At 57.6% G+C, this 18,067-nt stretch carries 13 protein-coding genes; 10 read left to right on the top strand and 3 right to left on the bottom strand.

The window, feature by feature from the left end:
- Positions 1-204 precede the first annotated feature (204 nt).
- From HUW35_RS03145 to HUW35_RS03120, 6 genes are all read left to right on the top strand, one after another.
- The gene (locus HUW35_RS03145) at positions 205-5,682 is read left to right on the top strand and encodes a DUF748 domain-containing protein (RefSeq protein ID WP_181254208.1); all 5,478 of its coding nucleotides are present in this window, start codon (positions 205-207) and stop codon (positions 5,680-5,682) included.
- A gap of 56 nt (positions 5,683-5,738) precedes the next feature.
- Positions 5,739-7,682: an aconitate hydratase gene (locus HUW35_RS03140; protein ID WP_181254207.1), complete on the top strand. Its 1,944-nt coding sequence runs from the start codon at positions 5,739-5,741 to the stop codon at positions 7,680-7,682.
- 148 nt (positions 7,683-7,830) lie between these two features.
- Positions 7,831-7,974 carry a hypothetical protein gene (locus tag HUW35_RS03135; protein WP_181254206.1) on the top strand — a complete coding sequence of 48 codons (144 nt, stop codon included), beginning with the start codon at positions 7,831-7,833 and terminating at the stop codon, positions 7,972-7,974.
- 76 nt (positions 7,975-8,050) lie between these two features.
- Positions 8,051-8,515, top strand: coding sequence for a GNAT family N-acetyltransferase (locus HUW35_RS03130; protein ID WP_255463446.1), 465 nt, complete (start codon positions 8,051-8,053; stop codon positions 8,513-8,515).
- A 66-nt stretch (positions 8,516-8,581) separates the two neighbouring features.
- Complete coding sequence (locus HUW35_RS03125) at positions 8,582-8,770, top strand: hypothetical protein (RefSeq protein WP_181254205.1); 189 nt, start codon at positions 8,582-8,584, stop codon at positions 8,768-8,770.
- A 305-nt stretch (positions 8,771-9,075) separates the two neighbouring features.
- A complete protein-coding gene (locus HUW35_RS03120; protein ID WP_181254204.1) occupies positions 9,076-10,245 on the top strand; it encodes a phosphatidylinositol-specific phospholipase C domain-containing protein in 1,170 nt (389 codons plus the stop codon).
- 31 nt (positions 10,246-10,276) lie between these two features.
- Here HUW35_RS03120 and fetB read toward each other — a convergent pair whose 3' ends face one another.
- Genes fetB through HUW35_RS03105 form a run of 3 tightly spaced genes read right to left on the bottom strand, consistent with a single transcriptional unit; the run spans position 10,277 to position 12,183 of the window.
- Positions 10,277-11,083 carry an iron export ABC transporter permease subunit FetB gene (gene fetB, locus HUW35_RS03115; RefSeq protein WP_181254203.1) on the bottom strand — a complete coding sequence of 269 codons (807 nt, stop codon included), beginning with the start codon at positions 11,081-11,083 and terminating at the stop codon, positions 10,277-10,279.
- Complete coding sequence (locus tag HUW35_RS03110) at positions 11,080-11,697, bottom strand: ATP-binding cassette domain-containing protein (protein ID WP_181254202.1); 618 nt, start codon at positions 11,695-11,697, stop codon at positions 11,080-11,082. Before HUW35_RS03110 ends, fetB begins: the two co-directional genes overlap by 4 nt.
- Positions 11,698-11,730: 33 nt before the next feature.
- Positions 11,731-12,183, bottom strand: coding sequence for a DUF2214 family protein (locus tag HUW35_RS03105; RefSeq protein ID WP_181254201.1), 453 nt, complete (start codon positions 12,181-12,183; stop codon positions 11,731-11,733).
- A gap of 199 nt (positions 12,184-12,382) precedes the next feature.
- Between HUW35_RS03105 and parC the strand changes: the two genes are divergently transcribed.
- From parC to HUW35_RS03085, 4 genes are all read left to right on the top strand, one after another.
- Complete coding sequence (gene parC / locus HUW35_RS03100; RefSeq protein WP_181254200.1) at positions 12,383-14,632, top strand: DNA topoisomerase IV subunit A; 2,250 nt, start codon at positions 12,383-12,385, stop codon at positions 14,630-14,632.
- A gap of 175 nt (positions 14,633-14,807) precedes the next feature.
- Positions 14,808-15,257 (top strand): MarR family winged helix-turn-helix transcriptional regulator, encoded by a 450-nt coding sequence (locus HUW35_RS03095; RefSeq protein WP_181254199.1) that lies wholly within the window; start codon positions 14,808-14,810, stop codon positions 15,255-15,257.
- Positions 15,250-16,422, top strand: a complete 1,173-nt coding sequence (locus HUW35_RS03090; RefSeq protein ID WP_219932639.1) for an HlyD family secretion protein — start codon at positions 15,250-15,252, stop codon at positions 16,420-16,422. Before HUW35_RS03095 ends, HUW35_RS03090 begins: the two co-directional genes overlap by 8 nt.
- Positions 16,419-17,966: a DHA2 family efflux MFS transporter permease subunit gene (locus HUW35_RS03085; RefSeq protein WP_255463445.1), complete on the top strand. Its 1,548-nt coding sequence runs from the start codon at positions 16,419-16,421 to the stop codon at positions 17,964-17,966. The genes HUW35_RS03090 and HUW35_RS03085 overlap by 4 nt, the downstream gene beginning before the upstream one ends.
- The last annotated feature ends 101 nt before the right edge of the window (positions 17,967-18,067 follow it).

Raw genomic sequence — 18,067 nt, 5'->3', positions numbered from 1 at the left:
GCACGGCTGTGCCGCACGGTTTGGATACTTGTGGCGTGGAAATATTCGAGTCACGGGGTATAGGCCCTGCGCTGAAGAATAAAAATAGTCAGATGCGGGTTTTGACGACATCTGCCCGCAGTGCGCTGGTCTTTACTGTAGGAAGCGCGCAGTTTCCGAATTCACAATAGCGGCTGCGCGAAATTCTTTGTGCGCCGAGTATAGATGTCCACTTCGCCCGCCAGTCAGTCCGCCGAATCCAGAGGAAGCCACCGCCTGCTGTGGGGGCTGGTCTTTTTCCTGTTGCTGGTTGGCGCACTGAACATCTTCCTCTCCGCTGTGCTGCCGGGGGCAGTACAACGCTGGTTGCACGAGCGCGGTCTCGAGGCGCAGATTCAGCACATGGAAATTTCCCTCCCGCGGCTGCGTGCGCACCTGCGAGGGGTTGAAGTGCGCAATGAGTTTGAGCGCGGATTCAATGTGCGCGAGGCAACCCTCGGCCTCAGCTGGTGGAAGCTGCTGCAGGGCAAGATCCACGTCAAACAGGTGGAGCTTGAAGGCGGGTATATGGATCTCGAGTCCGAGCCCGGTGAGTTCGGCCGGGTGTGGGAAATTGGCGGATGGCGGCTCAAGGAGGGCGGAGAGAAGAAACCCAGGCGCTGGCGGGTGGATCTGACCGCCGCCACCCTGCGCAAAATAGTGGTCTGTTACCAGCACAAGCCCGAGTGGAATTCCCCCAGCTGCGCGCGATTTGGTGAGCTGATCCTGGATGACTTTTTTGTCACCGGGCACCGCGAAAAAACCGGAGAACCGCTGCAGTTTTCCATCGGCGCCGACGAGCTGGCGCTGGAAAACCTGCTGGCCTGGGATGAGCGCCCTGAGACAGATTCGGGGGCGGGCCTCGGCAGTAAAACCCAGGAGCCTGGTGAAGGCGATATGCGCAAATCCGCGCAGGAAAACCCCACTATCGCAGTGGTGCGCCTGAAAACCCGGAATATCCAGTTTTCCCGCCCGGAGAATCTGCTGAGCGTGGCGGAACTCTCTACCCGCAAGTTTGGCGGTTGCCCACCCCAGCGATGGGCGGACGCGGTGCCGGGGTTGCAGCGAACCATTGGCCACTGTGCCACCGCGCGTCGTTTACAGTTGCGTGGACCGGCGAGCTTTTCTTTCGGAAAACAATCGGAAATCGCCTGGCACAGGATCGATGGCCAGGAAGTGCGGCTGCGCTATCGCAATCGTCGCCATCCCAACTGGCATGCCGAGACGATTGCGATCAATGACTTTGACTTCCTGCGTGAAGACCAGTCCCTGCAATGGCTGAGTGCCGGTGCCAGCGGTTTCTCCTGGTGTCCCAACCGCCTGCGTACCGTCCCATCTGCGGACGGCGCTCATCACTACTGCGTGCGCGCGGGGAGCCTGCGTTTGCCGCAGCCCACCCGTTTTGAGTGGCGGGAAGGGTTTGCCGTGGACCTGGCGGAGGCGAGCCTGGGGCAGGGCACACTGGTGGACCTGGGCGCCGATCGTCAGCTCGCGGACCCGTTAAATACCAATATGCTACGCCTCGGCAAGTTGCAGTACCGCAATGACAGTCGTCGCCTGCAACTGCAAAACCTGTCCCTGGACGGTGCATCCGGATGTATTCCGGGGCAGTTGTGGGGTGAGCGGGAGCACTGTGTTGTGCTCAACCAGTTAAATTTGCCGCAAGATTTTGCGATGCAGTTTGCCCGTAAACTGCCGCGCGACCATCTCCCCGCGCAGGGCTGGGCACTGGATAGCGGGCCGCTCACACTGGAAAAACTGAAGCTCAGCGATGGGCGGGATGGTCCCGAGCACCAGGTGTTGATGGTGGACCTGAACTGGCGTCGTCTTGAGCTTTCGCAACAGGAAAAGCGCTATCTGCTGGAAGACGTCAATCTCGAGAAACTCACCGGATGTGTGCCGGAGGGGCTGTTGCCCCAGCGGATGTCTCCCCTGTGTAGTCGCGTGGCACAGCTGCGAGGAAAGGGCGACTTTGTCTTCGCGTTGGCGCCATCACCCTACATGGTGCTGGGCGAGCTAAGCCTGGCGTCATTGTTATTGTCGGATCACCTGGCCCCCGATACGAGCGAGCAAAGCGGATTGATGCTGCGCCAGCTGCATACCGGCAACGGTTTTTTCCGAATACGCAACCAGCAATTGAAACCTGGTGAATATTTTGCCAGTGAAGACGGACACGGCTGGTTCCCCGGTGAAGCGGATGCAGGCAGCGTGAGTAATGATTCAGACGATGGCCGCGAAAAAGGACTTCTTCCCGAGGAGCGGTTGGCTCTGGAGCGGGCGCGGACGCAGGCCTTGGAAAACCGCCAGATAGAAAATATTGGCGACAATATTGTCGCGCGCCAGACTGAGCTGGAACTCGCTTCCCTGTCATTGACTGCGCTGGACGGCTGCCTGCCGGTTTCCTGGCAGGCCATTGCCGGTGGCTCTGATCCTGCTCGTCGCCCCGAATGTTTTGCGGTTCACAATCTGCGGCAGCACCAGCCTCTGCACCTGAAGCTGGATAGACAGCGCCGTACCAGCGCCAATGACGGCGGCCGCTTACGAGTGGCTTTGACTGCAGCAGATCTCAGCCTGGAATCTGCCGATGTGAAAAGCGCCAGTGGCAACGATCTGTTGGCCCTTGCTCAGTTACGTCTGCCGCGGGTGGATTTCCGCCTGCAGTCCCGGCCGATTCGCATGCGGCTGAATCTGCCCGGCGCAGCGTTGGGTATCGCGGACTTCTGCTTCGGCGATAAACGCTGTATCGATGTGGAAACACTGCGTACCGGTGATCGCTTCTCCCTGGACTACGGTCGCGATCGATTCAGCGCGGATCTCAACAACCTGGTTCTGGATCACTTCGCGCTCAGCGGCGGCAAGGATGACGTCACGATAGAGGTTAAAAAGCTGCTCGGCCTGGGACTCTATGCAAACCTGCCGCGCACCCCCGGCGCCCGTGCCGACTGGAAAATCACCCAACTGCAGGCCCAGACCGTTGCTGCCTGCTGGCCGCAAAGTGGGGAGCCGGAGCGCATGTTGCCGCGTTGTGTACGCGGTCAGCGTTTCAGTTCTGAAAACGGAGGAATTTCGGTAGCGAATCTGTCTCTGCATCATCGACTGCAAGACCCGTCCCAGTTGCAGTTGGGTGCATTTCAGGTAGCAAAGATCGGGCTTGTGCAGGCTGCGCCACCCGACCTGCCGGTACAGCTGAACCTGCACGATCTTCGGGTCGACAGTGTCAACGGCTGCGGACTGAATGACTGGCTTGCCGCGGCGCAGTTGCGAGGAGAAGGCAGTGGCCGCTGGCGGGGTTGTGTGTCTTCCGGAAGCCTGCATCTGAGCGGCGACAACCTGGTCAGCCTGGGCAGTCCGGGAGAAATGTCACCGGGAGATGAAGCAGACCGCCTCTCCCTGGGGCCATTGCAGGCAGCAAACCTGAAGTTGTTGCCGGCTCCGACACAAGTCGGGGCGCCTCCGATCATGCAGCTCGCCCATATCGAGTGGCAGTCGGTGCGCTGGGCCGGGGGCGCTCGGGTGAGAGTGGAAGACCTGCTCGCGCGGGATTTCTCCGGTTGTCTACCGGGGCGCGATGGTAGCGTCACCTCGGTGAAGGATCCCCTGTGTTTTACCTTCCGACAACTGATGGTGGAAGGGCGACAGGAACTGGCAATGAAGGATGCACTGCGTGCCAGCGGAAAAGTTGCGCTGGAGGATTTTGCATTTCGCCAGGGAGACCGAAAGCGCCTTGGCTTTACCCATCTGGGGGTGAACGGGCTGGTGTTTTCCTCTGACGCAGTGGCGCTGAAACAGGGTGAGGTCACCGGGCTTAACGGCTGTCTCGAGTCTTTCGAACTTGGGAAAAAGTCACTCGCACCCTGCTACGAGGTGGGTCGTATTTCCATGGGTAGCGAGCACAAAGTGTTGCTGGGCAGCCTGCGCAGTGGCAGGGCTCAACGGCAGTTTAGGGATATCAAAGTGGATGGCGTACGGATTACCCAGCGGGATTTCCCTGCGGACCTGCCATCCCAGTTACTGCATATCGCGACGCTGGAAGCGGATGTGTTGGCATTTGGCGATCGGGAACTGGTCGCGCAAAACCTGCAACTCGATAATGTGAGCAGCTGTGTCCCCGAAGGATATATCAGGGGAGTGCGGCATTGTTTCAACCTGGAGAAGGCGCTTACCTCAGGACGATTCGACTTCGAGCAACGGCAGTTGGCCCTGGCCCTGGCGCAGCTGGACAAGCTACTGGTTCTGAATACTGCCGGTGACCAGTTGTTGGAAAGTGCATATTTGGAAATCCGCGAACTCAGTGTGGCCAAACAGGCGATCCGTCTTTTGTTTATGGAAATCGCCGATAGCCGGGTATTCCGGCGCGATGAGCGCGCCCAGGAGTTCGTCAATCACCAATGGAATACGGAAATCGAATCCCTGCGGATCAGCCAATTTGAATATTTCCCGCCGGAAAAGACTCTGCAGATTGACACCATAGACCTTATCCGGCCGCACAGTATTCTGGCGCGCGGGCGTCAGGGAGATCTGGGGGCCTGGGAGCGTTTCCGCAGCGCATCGCCGGAATTGGAAAGCTACCGTTATCATCGGGGCGATATCGCGCGCAAAGCCAATCGGTTCAAATACCGGGTTCGCCAGCTATATGTGGACCGCGGGAAATTCCTATGGCTAGACAACTCCCACGAGCAACGTGCCAGACTGCCCATACGGCGCATCAATCTATTATTGAACGGATTGAGCAATCATCACGATGATCCACCGGCGTTGCTGGTGTTCAACGCGCGTCCCGGCGGGTTTAGCGAGATGCACCTGGCAGGGCAGGTCGACCTTCTGGATAACAATCACTGGGATGGCGGGCTGCTCGGCTATGTCGAGGGGGCCAACCTGATTCCCGCGACCCCCTATATGGCTTCTCTGCTCGGGTACAAAATTCTGCAGGGGCAGTTGGATGCTGAGCTTAACCTCAAGGTCGACGACAATCAGGTCGATGCGTTAGCAAAAATGGAGCTGCAAAAAATTAAAGTGAGAAGAGTGCGTGACACAGATCATTTAAATGTGAAAAAAAGTATTATTCCGCTGAGTCTGGCGCTCGCACTGCTTAAAGATGGAAATGGCGACGTACGTTTCAATATGCCGGTAACCGGTGAGCTCTACGATCCTAAATTTTCATTCAGCTTTATTTTCAGCCATCTCCTGCAGCGAGCCATTCTTGAGGCCCTGTTCGTCTACTTTAGTCCGGTAGGTTTCTACAGTCTCGCCAAGCTTGCCTGGGCGCGTTTCCGCGCCGTGAGTTTTTCTGACCTTGAATTTGCCCCGGGCAGCGATACCCTGAGCGCGAAAGCAAAAACCCAATTGGATAGTATGGTGGAAGAAATGCGCGACAACGACAAGGCGCGACCAGGAATCTGCGGTGTATCTACCGCCAGGGATCTGGAAAACATGTTTCCCCACGAAGTCAGTGCCATGCGCGGTATGCGCGAAGTGCGCGAAAACTTTTACAGCGATCCCCCGCGGGTCATTCGCGAGGAATTACTGCGACTGTCGAACCGTCGCAGTCTTCACGTACAGAAACACCTGATCGACGCCGGGCTGAATAAGGAAGACTTTATCCAGTGCGCGCCCGATTACATTGGCACCGACACGGATGAGCCGCGGGTGGAATTCTCTAACTGAGCAGAATCTTAAACGGCGAGCACAATCGATTCCGATCCGATAGCAGGAGAGCCCTCATGGCCAAAAATCTCACCCATCAACTCATCGAACAGCATCTTGTCAGCGGCAAGATGACCCCCGGCGAGGCGGTGCAACTGAAAATCGATCAGACGCTGTGCCAGGATGCCACCGGCACCATGGTGATGCTTGAATTCGAGGCACTGGGATTGCCGAAGGTAAAAACCGAGCTCTCCGCCCAGTATGTGGATCACAACCTGATCCAGGCAGATTTCAAGAATGCCGATGACCATCTCTTTTTGCGCAGCGCCAGTCGCAAGTGGGGTATCTGGTTTTCCCGCCCCGGTAACGGCATCAGTCACGCGGTGCACATGGCCTGCTTTGGCATACCTGGAAAAACCCTGCTGGGGTCGGACAGCCACACCTGTGCCGGCGGTGCCATGGGGATGCTCGCCATGGGCGCGGGCGGATTGCAGGTGGCGCTGGCAATGGCCGGACTGCCATTTTCCCTGGTTATGCCGGAAGTGATTGGTGTAGAAGTGAGCGGCAAACTACCGCCCTGGGTAAGTGCCAAAGATGTGATTCTGGAAATGTTGCGGCGCTACGACGTAAAAGGCGGGGTCAACAAGGTATTCGAATACTACGGTCCGGGCCTCGACAACCTGACTGCCATGGACCGCCACGTCATTGCCAATATGGGGCAGGAGATGGGCGCGACGGCCAGTGTGTTTCCCGCAGACGAAAACGTGCGCGCATTCTTGCGCCAGCAGGGGCGCGAAGAGGACTTTGTCGAGCTGGCGGCGGAGCCTGGGGCGGACTATGACCAGCGTGAGCAGCTGGATTTATCCAAACTCGAACCGATGATTGCCTGCCCGTCCAGTCCCGGTAAAGTGGTTACCGTGCGCGAGGTAGCCGGCAAGCCAATTTACCAGAGTTATATCGGTTCCTCCGCAAATCCCGGGCTGCGGGACTTCGCCATTCCCGCGAAAATGGTCGAGGGCAGGAATGTTCCTCAGGAAATCTCCTTGGATATCAATCCTACCAGTCGCCAGCTACTGGAAGAAATCAGTCGCAGCGGGGATCTCAACCGCCTGTTACAGGCGGGCGCGCGCTTGCACCAGACCGGTTGCAACGGTTGTATCGGCATGGGGCAGGCACCGGCCAGCGGGCGTATTAGCCTGCGCACGGTACCGCGCAACTTCCCGGGGCGCTCCGGTACCAAGGAAGACCAGGTGTATCTGTGCAGCCCGGAAACGGCTACCGCCAGTGCGCTCACGGGTAAGATTACCGACCCGCGGGATATGGATATGGACTATCCCGAATTTTCCGAGCCGGAAAAACTGCAGGACATGCGCCCGCTGATGCTGGCGCCCCGGGATACCACCGATGAGATACCGGTAGAGCTGGAAAAGGGGCCGAACATCCAGCCCTTGCCGGAATTTGATCCCCTGCCCGAGGTACTCAGTGGGCCGATTCTGCTCAAGACGGGGGACAATGTGTCCACCGATGAAATCCTTCCGGCCGGCACCGATATCCTGCCGTTGCGCTCGAACATTCCCGCAATCAGCCACTACACCTTCTCCCGTATCGATGAAACTTTTTACCAGCGGGCCAAAAAACTCAATGCCGACAGTTTTGTTATCGGTGGGGATAACTATGGCCAGGGCTCCAGCCGGGAGCATGCTGCGATTGCACCGCGCTACCTCGGGGTACGTGTGGTGATCGCCGTTTCGATGGCGCGTATTCACCGTCGCAACCTGATCAATTTCGGCGTGGTACCACTGTTGTTCAAAGAGCCAGCGGATCTGGCGCGCCTGAATCAGGACGATATATTGGAAATCGACAAGCTCCCGCAGCAATTGCAAGCCGGCAACAAGATTGTGGTCAAGCTCACAGGAGGTAAAGAGCTGGAGGTAACGCACAATATGGGGGAGGAAGAGGTGGCGACAGTAATAGCCGGTGGCCTGATTGATTACGTGCGTAAAAACCACCTGCAAGGTTGAGGGCTGGGTACATTCACGCACTGGAAATAGCCCTGTTTCGTACCGGGGTTGTAATCGAGTATGATTGCCCGAGGGTATGACAACGGGTGACGCACGCGTAATTATTATGGCTAGATTTACCCCGCATTCAGGTTCCGGAGAGAGAAAAATGCAAGAGTCAGTGAAAAACTGGTGGTCCACCATGGCACCGCGTGAAAGGAATGCATTGACGGTACTGGGCCTGATTTTTGCCGGGATCCAGATATTTGCCGCAGGGATCTGGGTAGGCCGTGTTGCAGCATCGTTCATGTAATCTCCACTCAGGGTGTGACCTGACTGTGTTACCACAATATTTGATATAGAAGTCTGGACATGATTGGAGAAGTCGCGTGCGGGAAGTAGAGATTCTGGTTGACGATTTAAGTGATGGTTCGATCATCCAGTTACTCGAGGATCATCTTGCTGAAATGCGTCTTTATTCTCCGCCAGACAGTATCCACGCGCTGGATACGTCTGCGATGAAAGATGCATCGATTACATTCTGGGGCGCGAGAATTGGTGGTGAACTGGTGGCCTGTGGTGCGTTAAAGCAGCTTTCTCCCGAACATGGAGAAATTAAATCCATGCGCACGGACAAGCGTTTTCTGCGGCGGGGAATTGCGGCAAAGTTGCTGGAACGCATTCTGCAAGAAGCGCAATCCCGCGCCTATGAACGAGTCAGTCTGGAAACCGGGACAAACGAAGCTTTTACACCGGCAGTCGGCCTGTATCGACGTTTTGGTTTCGAGGAGTGTGGTCCCTTCGGTACTTATAGGCCGGATCCATACAGTCGATTTTTATCCAGGGCGCTTTAATCCAAAATCTTTTTCCCGCAATCGCCAAAAGTGCCATGAGGAAACGAGCCTGGTAATACTACAGTTATGGCGGCGCTGAAACCTTTATCTATAAAGGAACGAATGGGCGCTGGCGCGATTGTCTTTCCGATGCGCAAGCGAAATTTTAGCAAAGAGCAGTTGCGGAGCTCCGCCATGAATGCGCTCGATGGCTTGCCGCTGGTGAAGCTTGAACGGAAACGTATCCCAACCTTCCCGATTGAAGACACCCATTGAATAAAATCCCCCTCTCCTAATGCCCCGTGCTTCGACGCAGGGGGTATTCAATTACATTGGTAATGCCGTACTGAACCCCCTTTCCCTGTTTATGCGCCCCTTGCAATTGGTACTTTCGCACCAGAAAGAATGTTTGCTGGCGCGTCCAATAACGTGACCTGTGGGTTATTTTGTGGCTAGATAGCGTACAAATATCGATGCCGATGCGGAATGTATAACTGTGGATCGTAAGTCTTCGATCTCTTCTGTCTATGCGTGTTATACGGATCTAATCAACAGATTGGGAATGGTCAGGGAACGCCAATATGGAAATTACTTACTTCAATTTGGGCCCGCAAAGGCGCCTGCACGAAATTATTTTCGCCGGTAGCCATGATGCTGCGATCACCTCCGGCAAGAGTAACGCACAGACTCAGAATCTGAATATCTATGAGCAGGCAAAGGTCGGTGTTCGACTTTTTGACTTGCGTATTCTCGCTCAGGGAGATGAGCAAGGTGCGTCTCTGGTGGCTTATCACGGCTCAGCCAAGAAAGCCAAAGCGCGTAAAATGCACAGCGACCACACCAACAAGACGCACAATATAGAAGTCAGCTCGGGAATGAATTTGGGCACTACGGGTCTGAAATTATCCAATATGCTGAAGAGTGCCAAGCGCTTTGTCACTGAGCCTGCTACCAAGAATGAATTCCTTATCCTCAAGTTTGACAAGTGCAGTAATTGGAAGTTGATTGCCGAAACCTGTGTGGCGATTTTGGCCGATAAAATTTTCAAGAAAACCAACGATATTGAATTCAGTAAGCTCACCTTGCAGGACCTCGCAGGCAAGGTAGTCTGTGTCTTCAATGACAAAGCCCTGGCCGAAACCCCTGATCTTACACTGGGGCCTCAGCATGGCATCCTTGGCTTTCGTTCCCTCAAGTCCAAAAACGGGCCCAACAAGGCCTATAAGCCCGCTTACCAGGGAATGCAATATTTTGGTAAAGGTGGCACACCGATTTCGCATATTTGGAAAACCAAACGGGGTAAGCGGCAGGAGAACTTCGACAAACAAAAGAAGCTGATGCTGCAAATGGCTAACTCCGACGACCTGCAATCCCCGAATGTACTGGGCATGATGTACTGGACTGCGACCGGTCTCACTCACAGTATCAAGTTGCGTGATGAAGTGCTCTGGAACCGTACCGGTGTGCATAAGTTGGGTGAACTCTGGCGCTGTGGTCTGGAAGCATCCATTGGTCACCAGATGGAACTGGAGCGTATAAAATGCCTCGAGTGGGGCGGCAAGATGCGGATGAAAGCCTTTTTCCCCAATATTGTCATGATTGACTTTGCCAGCTATGACAAGTGTAAAACAATCTACGGTCTCAATAAGCTCAAGGACGACATGCTGGCGAGGGCTTACGATCAGTATGTGGGGGATGTACAGCCTGCACCCTCAAGTCAAAAACAGCAGGCACGGCCAGCTCTGGTGTAGGGGATCAGGGGGGCTTCAGGAGGCTAGCGCTTCAAGGTGTTCCCGCGCCTTGCAATCTGTCCAGCCGCAGTCGCTCCCTTGTATCAAATAGCCTTTTGGCACACAGCGCCACTGCTACAAAGGTGCCAAACCCGGTGCCTGCGGCAATGGTGAACATGATCAGTATCTGATATTTCACGGCCAGGGCGGGCGCAGTGCCTGCCAGTATCTGGCCGGTCATCATGCCCGGCAGGGAGACAATACCCGCGGCTGCCATGGCATTGATTATCGGCGTCAGGCCGGAGCGCATGGCTTCACGGCGGAACTCACCAATGGCGCGGAACCAGGGTTCGCCGAGCATCAGCCGGTTTTCGATGATATTCCGGGAGCGGCGCGCACTTTCAGTCAGTCGATCCAGGCCCAGGGCGATACCGGTCATGGTGTTGCCGAGCAGCATGCCCAGGAGGGGAATTGCGTACTGCGGCTCGTACCAGGGGGTGGGGCTGATTACCGCGACCAGTGTCAGGATGGTTACCGTAAATGCGGAGATAAACATCGACAGGGTGCCGATACCGAAGCTCCAGCCGCCTCGCAAGCGGTACTTTTGCCGCGCCACGACTTCCCGCCCAGCGAGCAACAGCATCCCGATTCCCATCAGTACTACCCAGTGCAGACTGCCGGCAGCGAAGAGGGCTTCCAGCACCAGCCCCACCAGTGTGAGCTGAATGGCGGTGCGGGCGGCGGCGATCAACAGGGCTTTCCCCACACCCAGGCGCGCGGCAAAGGTGCATAGGGCAAGTGCGATCAACAGCAGGGCAGCCAGAGCCAATTGCCACCAGGAGAGCGCGATCACGTTCACTGCGGTGTCTCCTGCTCAATTATCCCGGAACCATTGATGCGATAGTGACGGTCGGCCACCCGGGCAATCTGGTCTTCGTGATGTGCTACCCAGATTGTCGGCAGACAGCCAGCGCGGATCTTGTCGCAGAGCCAGGATTCCACCTTTGCCGTGCTCTCCTTATCAAGGTTTGCCGTGGGTTCGTCCAGTAGTAGCGCGGAAGGTCCAAGGGAAAGGGCGCGTGCCAGCGCCAGACGTTGCTTCTCCCCGGAGGACAAGCGGGTGACGGGCCACTGCGTGGCATCGGCCTCCAGGCCGAGCTGGACCAGGGTGGTTTCCAGCTCCGCTTTCAGGGTGTCGGCAAAGTGCTCGCCCACGGTGTCGTACCACCAGGCGCTTTCCGCCGGTACCATCATCACTTTTCTGCGCCAGGCGTGGCCTGGGAGGGCTGTCTGCCTGGTATCGCCCAGGGTGACGTTGCCATCGTGGGGCTCCAGGTCGTTGATGGCTCGCATCAAGCGACTTTTACCACTGCCCGAAGGTCCGGACAGGCAGACGATTTCCCCCGGCGCGACATTCAGGTCAATGTTCTCCAGTGCCCCGATGCTTAGCCCGGAAAGCGTGAGCGTCGCCAATACTTTGTCCTGTTGTTGTAACGGAGAGCAAGCTTAACCGAATTGCCCGATGCCTTTTGCCATTAGCGCTGCGCACAGTGCCATGCCAACCATGGCGGTAAGCTCCGCGTGTACGACCAGGCGCAGCCTGCGCCGCTGCTGGTCGGCTACTTGTGGTAGCTGGCCCTCGCGTAGGGATTTGTTCCAGCGCAGAAACTGAACAGTGGGATAAATAGAGAGCAGCGCGGCAATCACGAACAGGGTGATTTTGCCGTGGAAGGCGCCGTTGTGGAAATAATAGGCAGCGCCTTTTTCGAAATGGAATACCCGTATAAACCCGACAACCAGCAGGGTAAGCGCAGATGTACCCAGTACACGATCCACTACCTGCAACTTGCGCACATTCTGCAGCGTCAGCGGCTGTCCGAGCAGGACCAGCTGCGTGGTAAGCGAGACTGCGAGGGCAAGAAAGGCCAGATGGTGGAGGCTGGCAAACAGTGCGGGCATTTGAGACATCCTTGCTGAAGTACGTCGATATTTGGTGTGGCATCGATGCCTGAAGCTGTTTTTATCAGGATTACCCCAGACACCGCAATCTTGACCGTGTGCGGCCGCAGGAAACAGCGTAAGGTGCAGGGGCTTTGAACCCCTCGCCGGTGTCCGCCATAATCCCCCTCTTCAAACAAAATAACGAGACTCTCGCAGTATGACCGAGCCCTCTGTCTTTGACGCGTCAGAACGCCAGCACCTGGCGGAGTACACCGAGAAGGCGTACCTGGATTATTCCATGTACGTGATCCTCGACCGCGCCCTGCCCAATATCGGCGATGGCCTCAAGCCGGTTCAGCGCCGCATTGTGTACGCCATGAGCGAGCTGGGCCTGAAGAACACGGCCAAGTACAAGAAGTCCGCGCGCACCGTGGGCGATGTCATCGGTAAATACCATCCCCATGGCGACAGCGCTGTGTACGAGGCGATGGTGCTGATGGCGCAGCCGTTCAGCTATCGCTATCCGCTGGTGGATGGCCAGGGCAACTGGGGTTCCCCGGATGATCCCAAGTCCTTCGCGGCCATGCGATATACCGAATCCCGCATGGGCAAGTATTCCGAAGTGCTGCTGTCCGAACTGGGGCAGGGCACGGTGGACTGGCAGGCCAACTTCGATGGCACCATGGATGAGCCCGCGGTGCTGCCGGCACGGGTGCCCAATATCCTGCTGAATGGCACCACCGGTATTGCGGTGGGTATGGCCACGGATATTCCCCCGCACAACCTGCGCGAAGTGGTGGATGCCACCGTGCATATGCTGGAGAACCCCAAGGCCACGGTCAGTGAGCTGTGCGAGTTTATCCAGGGCCCGGACATGCCCACCGAGGCAGAGATCATCTCTCCCCGTGCCGATCTGCAGAAGATGTACGAGACCGGTAAGGGCTCGGTGAAGATGCGTGCGGTATGGACCAGGGAAGACGGGGATATTGTGGTTACCGCGCTGCCCTACCAGGCTAGTGGCTCCAAAGTGCTGGAGCAGATCGCTGCTCAGATGCAGGCCAAGAAACTGCCGATGGTATCCGACCTGCGTGATGAGTCTGATCACGAGAATCCCACGCGCCTGGTGATCGTACCCAAGTCCAACCGGGTGGACCTGGACCAGGTAATGAACCACCTGTTCGCCACCACCGATCTGGAGAAGAGCTACCGGGTCAACCTGAATATGATCGGCATCGACGGTCGCCCGCAGGTGAAGTCCCTGGACAAGATCCTGACGGAGTGGCTGAGCTTCCGTACCGTCACCACGCGCCGTCGCTTGCAGTTCCGTCTCGACAAGGTCGAAAAACGACTGCACCTGTTGGCGGGCTTGCTGGTTGCGTTCCTGAACATTGACGAAGTCATCGAGATCATCCGCACCCACGATGAGCCCAAGCAGGAGCTGATGCGCCGCTTCGAGCTCAGCGATGTGCAGGCCGAATACATCCTCGATACCAAGTTGCGCCAGTTGGCCCGTCTCGAGGAGATGAAAATCCGCGGTGAACAGGCAGAGCTGGAAAAAGAGCGCGATACCCTCACCAAGACCCTGGAAAGCGCGCGCCGCCTGAAAACACTGATCAAAAAGGAGCTGTTGCAGGCCGCCGACGAATTCGGCGATGAGCGCCGCTCACCGATCGTTCAGCGCGAGGAGGCCAAGGCCTTCAATGAGACTGACCTGCTGACTTCGGATCCGATTACCGTGGTGCTTTCCGACAAGGGCTGGATTCGCCAGGCCAAGGGCCACGATATCGACCCGACTTCACTCAGCTACAAGGCGGGGGATGGTTTCAAATACGCCGCCCGCGGCAAGAGTAACCAGCCTGCGCTGTTGCTCGACAGTACCGGGCGCAGCTACGCCATTGCCGCGCATACCCTGCCGTCGGCGCGGGGCCAGGGCGAACCGCTTTCCGGGCGCATCAATCCGCCGTCGGGAGCCACTTTCGAAGGCCTGCTGATGGGCGCAGATGATCAGAAGGTCCTGCTGGCCAGCGATGCGGGCTACGGCTTTATCGCCAAATATGCGGACCTGCAGTCGCGCAACAAGGCGGGCAAGGCCATGTTGAGCCTGCCGAAAAACGCCCGCGTGCTACCGCCGCAGGAAATCGAAAACCCGGACGAGGCGCTGCTTGCAGCGGTGACCAGTGAGGGGCGCATGCTGGTGTTCCCGGTCTCCGAGCTGCCGGAACTGTCCAAAGGCAAAGGCAACAAGATCATCAACATCCCCGCCGCACGCGCTGCAAGCCGCGAGGAATTTGTGGTGGGCATCGCGGTGCTGGAGGGCAGTGACCAGCTGCTCGTCCACGCCGGCAAACGCCACACCAAGATCAAGATCGCGGAGCTAGAGCACTATCAGGGCGAGCGCGGACGTCGCGGTAACAAGTTGCCGCGCGGATTCCAGAAGGTAGACAAGGTGGAAGTGCAGAGAAAGTAATTTGTACTCCGATCATTTTAGAAAGCGGCCATCAGGCCGCTTTTTTTGTATCTGTACTCTCTTGCTTCGAAACCCATTGGTCAGGAGCTGTCTTGCGAAATTGATAAGCATGCTTACAATAAGCCCGCTTATTCAGGGCGGATCTCTGTGTGTCCCGCAATCTCCTAAGTGAAAAATGAATAAATCCGATATCGCTGCGCAGCTGGGGTTCGAGCTGCACACCTCTGCACGTCTGTTGAAGCGCAATTTTGACCGCCGCGCAAAAACCCACGGTTTGACGCGATCGCGCTGGCAGGTGTTATGGATCCTCAACCGTAGCCAGGGCATGAAGCAGGCAGAACTTGCCGAACGCATGGATGTGGCTCCTATCACCCTGGCCCGCCAGATCGACTTGCTGGAAGGGGAGGGGCTGGTAGAGCGCCGGCAGGACCCTCAGGACCGCCGATGTTTCCGGATTTATCTCACTGCGGCTGCGGCACCTGTACTGGAAATTCTGCAGGGGCTTGCCGCGGAAACGCGCAGCCAGGCGTTGTCGGGAATCACTGCCGAAGAGCAGAAGCAGCTGATGAACCTGTTGAGCCGGGTTCACCAGAACCTGAGTCGAGAGGAGGTGCCAAGTGACTGAACCCGCCCAGAACAAAACCGTGGACAGTAATTCAGTAGAAGGTATTTCAGCAGAAGGTAGGCCGGTGGAAAGTGTGAAAACTAACGACATGGAGCGCGATACCAGGCACAAACAGCAATCCCGCCGCGTCGGGTTCGCCCTGGGTATTGTGGTGGCGAGTGCCGTAACGGCCTGGGCAATCTGGGGTGGTGGCAGCAGCGTGCACACGGAAAATGCTTATGTGAAGGCCGACAAGATTTCCCTGGCGCCGGAGGTGAGCGGCATTGTGGCCGAGGTCGCGGTACGTGCGAACCAGGTGGTCAGCAAGGGAGACCTGCTGGTGCAGCTCGACGATACCCCGTTCCGGCTCGCGGTTGCCGAGGCCGAGGCGCATATGGCACAGATAAAAAACCAGGTTCACGCCCGTCAGGCGGATTACGCCGAGGCGGAGGCTGAGTTGCATCAGGCGCAGACCGATGCGGAGTTTTTCCGGCGCCAACTGGCGCGCAATGAAAAGCTCGGCAAGGTGGCGTTGTCGGAATCCCAGCTGGACGAGTCCCGCCAGAAGCTGGATCAGGCGCGTGCGCGTATCGCCATCAGCTCTGAAAAACTCGCCAGCCTGCGCGCGGAACTGGGGGGTAATTCCCAGGTGCCGTTGGAGCAGCAAGCGGATGTCATGGTGGCCCAGGCGCAGCTGGACAAGGCCCGTTACCAGCTGTCGCGTACCCGGATCGTCGCGCCGGTGGCCGGTGTCATCGCCAACGAAGCGCCGCAGGTGGGGGAAATGGCCCCGGCGGGACTCTCTGTGGTGAGCATGCTCGGCACCGAAGCCATGTGGGTGGAAGCTAATCTCAAGGAAACCCAGCTGGAGAAAGTGCGCGCGGGCCAGCAGGCAGAAATTACTGTCGATGCCTATCCCGGAGTGAAATTCCAGGCTTTAGTAGAGAGCCTCAGTGGCGCCAGTGGCAGCGAGTTCGCACTGATTCCGCCGCAAAATGCCAGCGGCAACTGGGTAAAGGTGGTCCAGCGTGTGCCGGTGCGGCTGCGGCTGCTGCCCGCGGAAGATCGACCGGTATTGCGCGCCGGTATGAGCGCGGAAGTAGAAATCGATATCTCTGAAGACAACAAGCTGGTATCCGCCCGCGCGACCGATGCCAGCGGCGGCCGGGTTGTGCTGGCCCCATGAGCACCGGGGTAAGCGGCGCGGCAGGTTCCGGCAGCGCCGCGCCGATGACGGCGCCGCGAGCTTCCGGCGGCGAGGCGATGATCACCGTCAGTATCATGCTCGCCACCATTATGCAGGTGCTGGATACCACCATCGCCAACGTGGCCCTGCCGCATATGCAGGGCAGCCTGGGTGCGAGCAGTGACCAGATTACCTGGGTGCTGACTTCCTATATCGTCGCCGCCGCGATTATGACCCCTCCGGTAGGCTATCTGGCCCAGCGTTTCGGTCGCAGGCAGGTGTTCCTGTGGTCTGTGGGTGGCTTCACCATCACCTCCATGCTGTGCGGCCAGGCGGGTAGCCTGAATGAAATGATCCTTTGGCGACTGCTACAGGGGGTGTTCGGCGCTTCCCTGGTGCCCCTCTCCCAGGCCACGTTGCTCGACACCTTTCCCAAGGAAAAACACGCATCCGCGATGAGTATCTGGGGTGTGGGAGTGATGATCGGCCCGGTGCTGGGGCCAACGCTGGGCGGCTGGCTCACGGAATATTACTCCTGGCGCTGGGTGTTCTATATCAATCTGCCTTTCGGCATCCTCTCCATGCTCGGGATCTATTTCTGCGTGCCGGAAAGTGAAACCCGCAAGCAGCGTTTCGACAGCCTCGGATTCGGCCTGCTGGCACTGGCGGTGGGTGCGCTTCAGATGTTGCTCGACCGGGGTGAGCAGGTGGAGTGGTTCGAGGCGCTGGAAATACAGCTGTATGCCATCTTAGCCGCGCTCGGTTTATACCTGTTCGTCGTGCACTCGCGCACCACCAGTAACCCGTTCCTTTCCCCGGAGCTGTTCCGCGACCGCAACTACGTTTCCGGGCTGCTGTTCATCTTTGTGGTGGGCATTATCCTGCTCGCCACTATGGCTCTGTTGCCGCCTTTCCTGCAGCAGTGGAAGGGCTACCCGGTGGTGACCACCGGCCTGATTCTGATGCCGCGCGGTGTCGGCACCATGATTTCGATGATGGTGGTGGGCAAGCTGATGCAGCGTTTTGACGCCCGCGGATTGATCCTGCTGGGCATGGGCCTGGTGTCCTTCTCCCTATGGGAAATGACCGGGTTCAATCTGCAGGTGAGCCAGCACGACCTGATTGTCACCGGTGTACTGCAGGGGCTGGGATTGGGGCTGGTATTTGTACCGATCTCCACGCTCTCCTACGCCACCCTGGCGCCGCGCTTTCGGGGGGAAGCGACCGCGTTGTTCAGCCTGTCGCGAAATCTCGGTAGCAGTATCGGGGTATCGATTGTGATGGCAGCGCTGACGCGCAACCTGTGGATCAACCAGCAGCAGCTGGGGGAGCGGGTGCAATTGCCCGCTGGGATGCTGAACGATATGCCATCGGCGGATTCCATTTCAGCACTGCCCGGGGCGGTGATGCAGGAAGTGGCTCGCCAGGCCGCGGAAATTGCTTACGTGAATGATTTCCAGATGCTGATGTGGATCAACCTCGCGGCAATGCCACTGGTATTCTTGTTATCCAATCCGGAGAAAAGCAGCCTGGCAACAAGCTGAGTTTAAATCAAACCAAAAGTTGCCTACTGCCCATACAAAGCTCGCGACCAGACGCGAAAGCCACCAAGGCGGCGGCCCCGAAAACCTCTAACCGGGAGGCC

Origin of the sequence: Microbulbifer sp. YPW1, assembly GCF_013367775.1 — a bacterium.
Taxonomy (GTDB): Bacteria; Pseudomonadota; Gammaproteobacteria; order Pseudomonadales; family Cellvibrionaceae; genus Microbulbifer.
The sequence above is the reverse complement of the archived record's forward strand: the minus strand, read 5'-3'. Positions and strand labels throughout refer to the sequence as shown.

Excerpts from the sequence above, each read along its gene's own strand:
- HUW35_RS03145 (WP_181254208.1), top strand. The coding sequence starts at position 205 with ATGTCCACTTCGCCCGCCAGTCAGTCCGCCGAATCCAGAGGAAGCCAC.
- HUW35_RS03140 (WP_181254207.1), top strand. The coding sequence starts at position 5,739 with ATGGCCAAAAATCTCACCCATCAACTCATCGAACAGCATCTTGTCAGC.
- HUW35_RS03135 (WP_181254206.1), top strand. The coding sequence starts at position 7,831 with ATGCAAGAGTCAGTGAAAAACTGGTGGTCCACCATGGCACCGCGTGAA.
- HUW35_RS03125 (WP_181254205.1), top strand. The coding sequence starts at position 8,582 with ATGGCGGCGCTGAAACCTTTATCTATAAAGGAACGAATGGGCGCTGGC.
- HUW35_RS03120 (WP_181254204.1), top strand. The coding sequence starts at position 9,076 with ATGGAAATTACTTACTTCAATTTGGGCCCGCAAAGGCGCCTGCACGAA.
- HUW35_RS03105 (WP_181254201.1), bottom strand. The coding sequence starts at position 12,183 with ATGCCCGCACTGTTTGCCAGCCTCCACCATCTGGCCTTTCTTGCCCTC.
- parC (WP_181254200.1), top strand. The coding sequence starts at position 12,383 with ATGACCGAGCCCTCTGTCTTTGACGCGTCAGAACGCCAGCACCTGGCG.
- HUW35_RS03095 (WP_181254199.1), top strand. The coding sequence starts at position 14,808 with ATGAATAAATCCGATATCGCTGCGCAGCTGGGGTTCGAGCTGCACACC.
- HUW35_RS03085 (WP_255463445.1), top strand. The coding sequence starts at position 16,419 with ATGAGCACCGGGGTAAGCGGCGCGGCAGGTTCCGGCAGCGCCGCGCCG.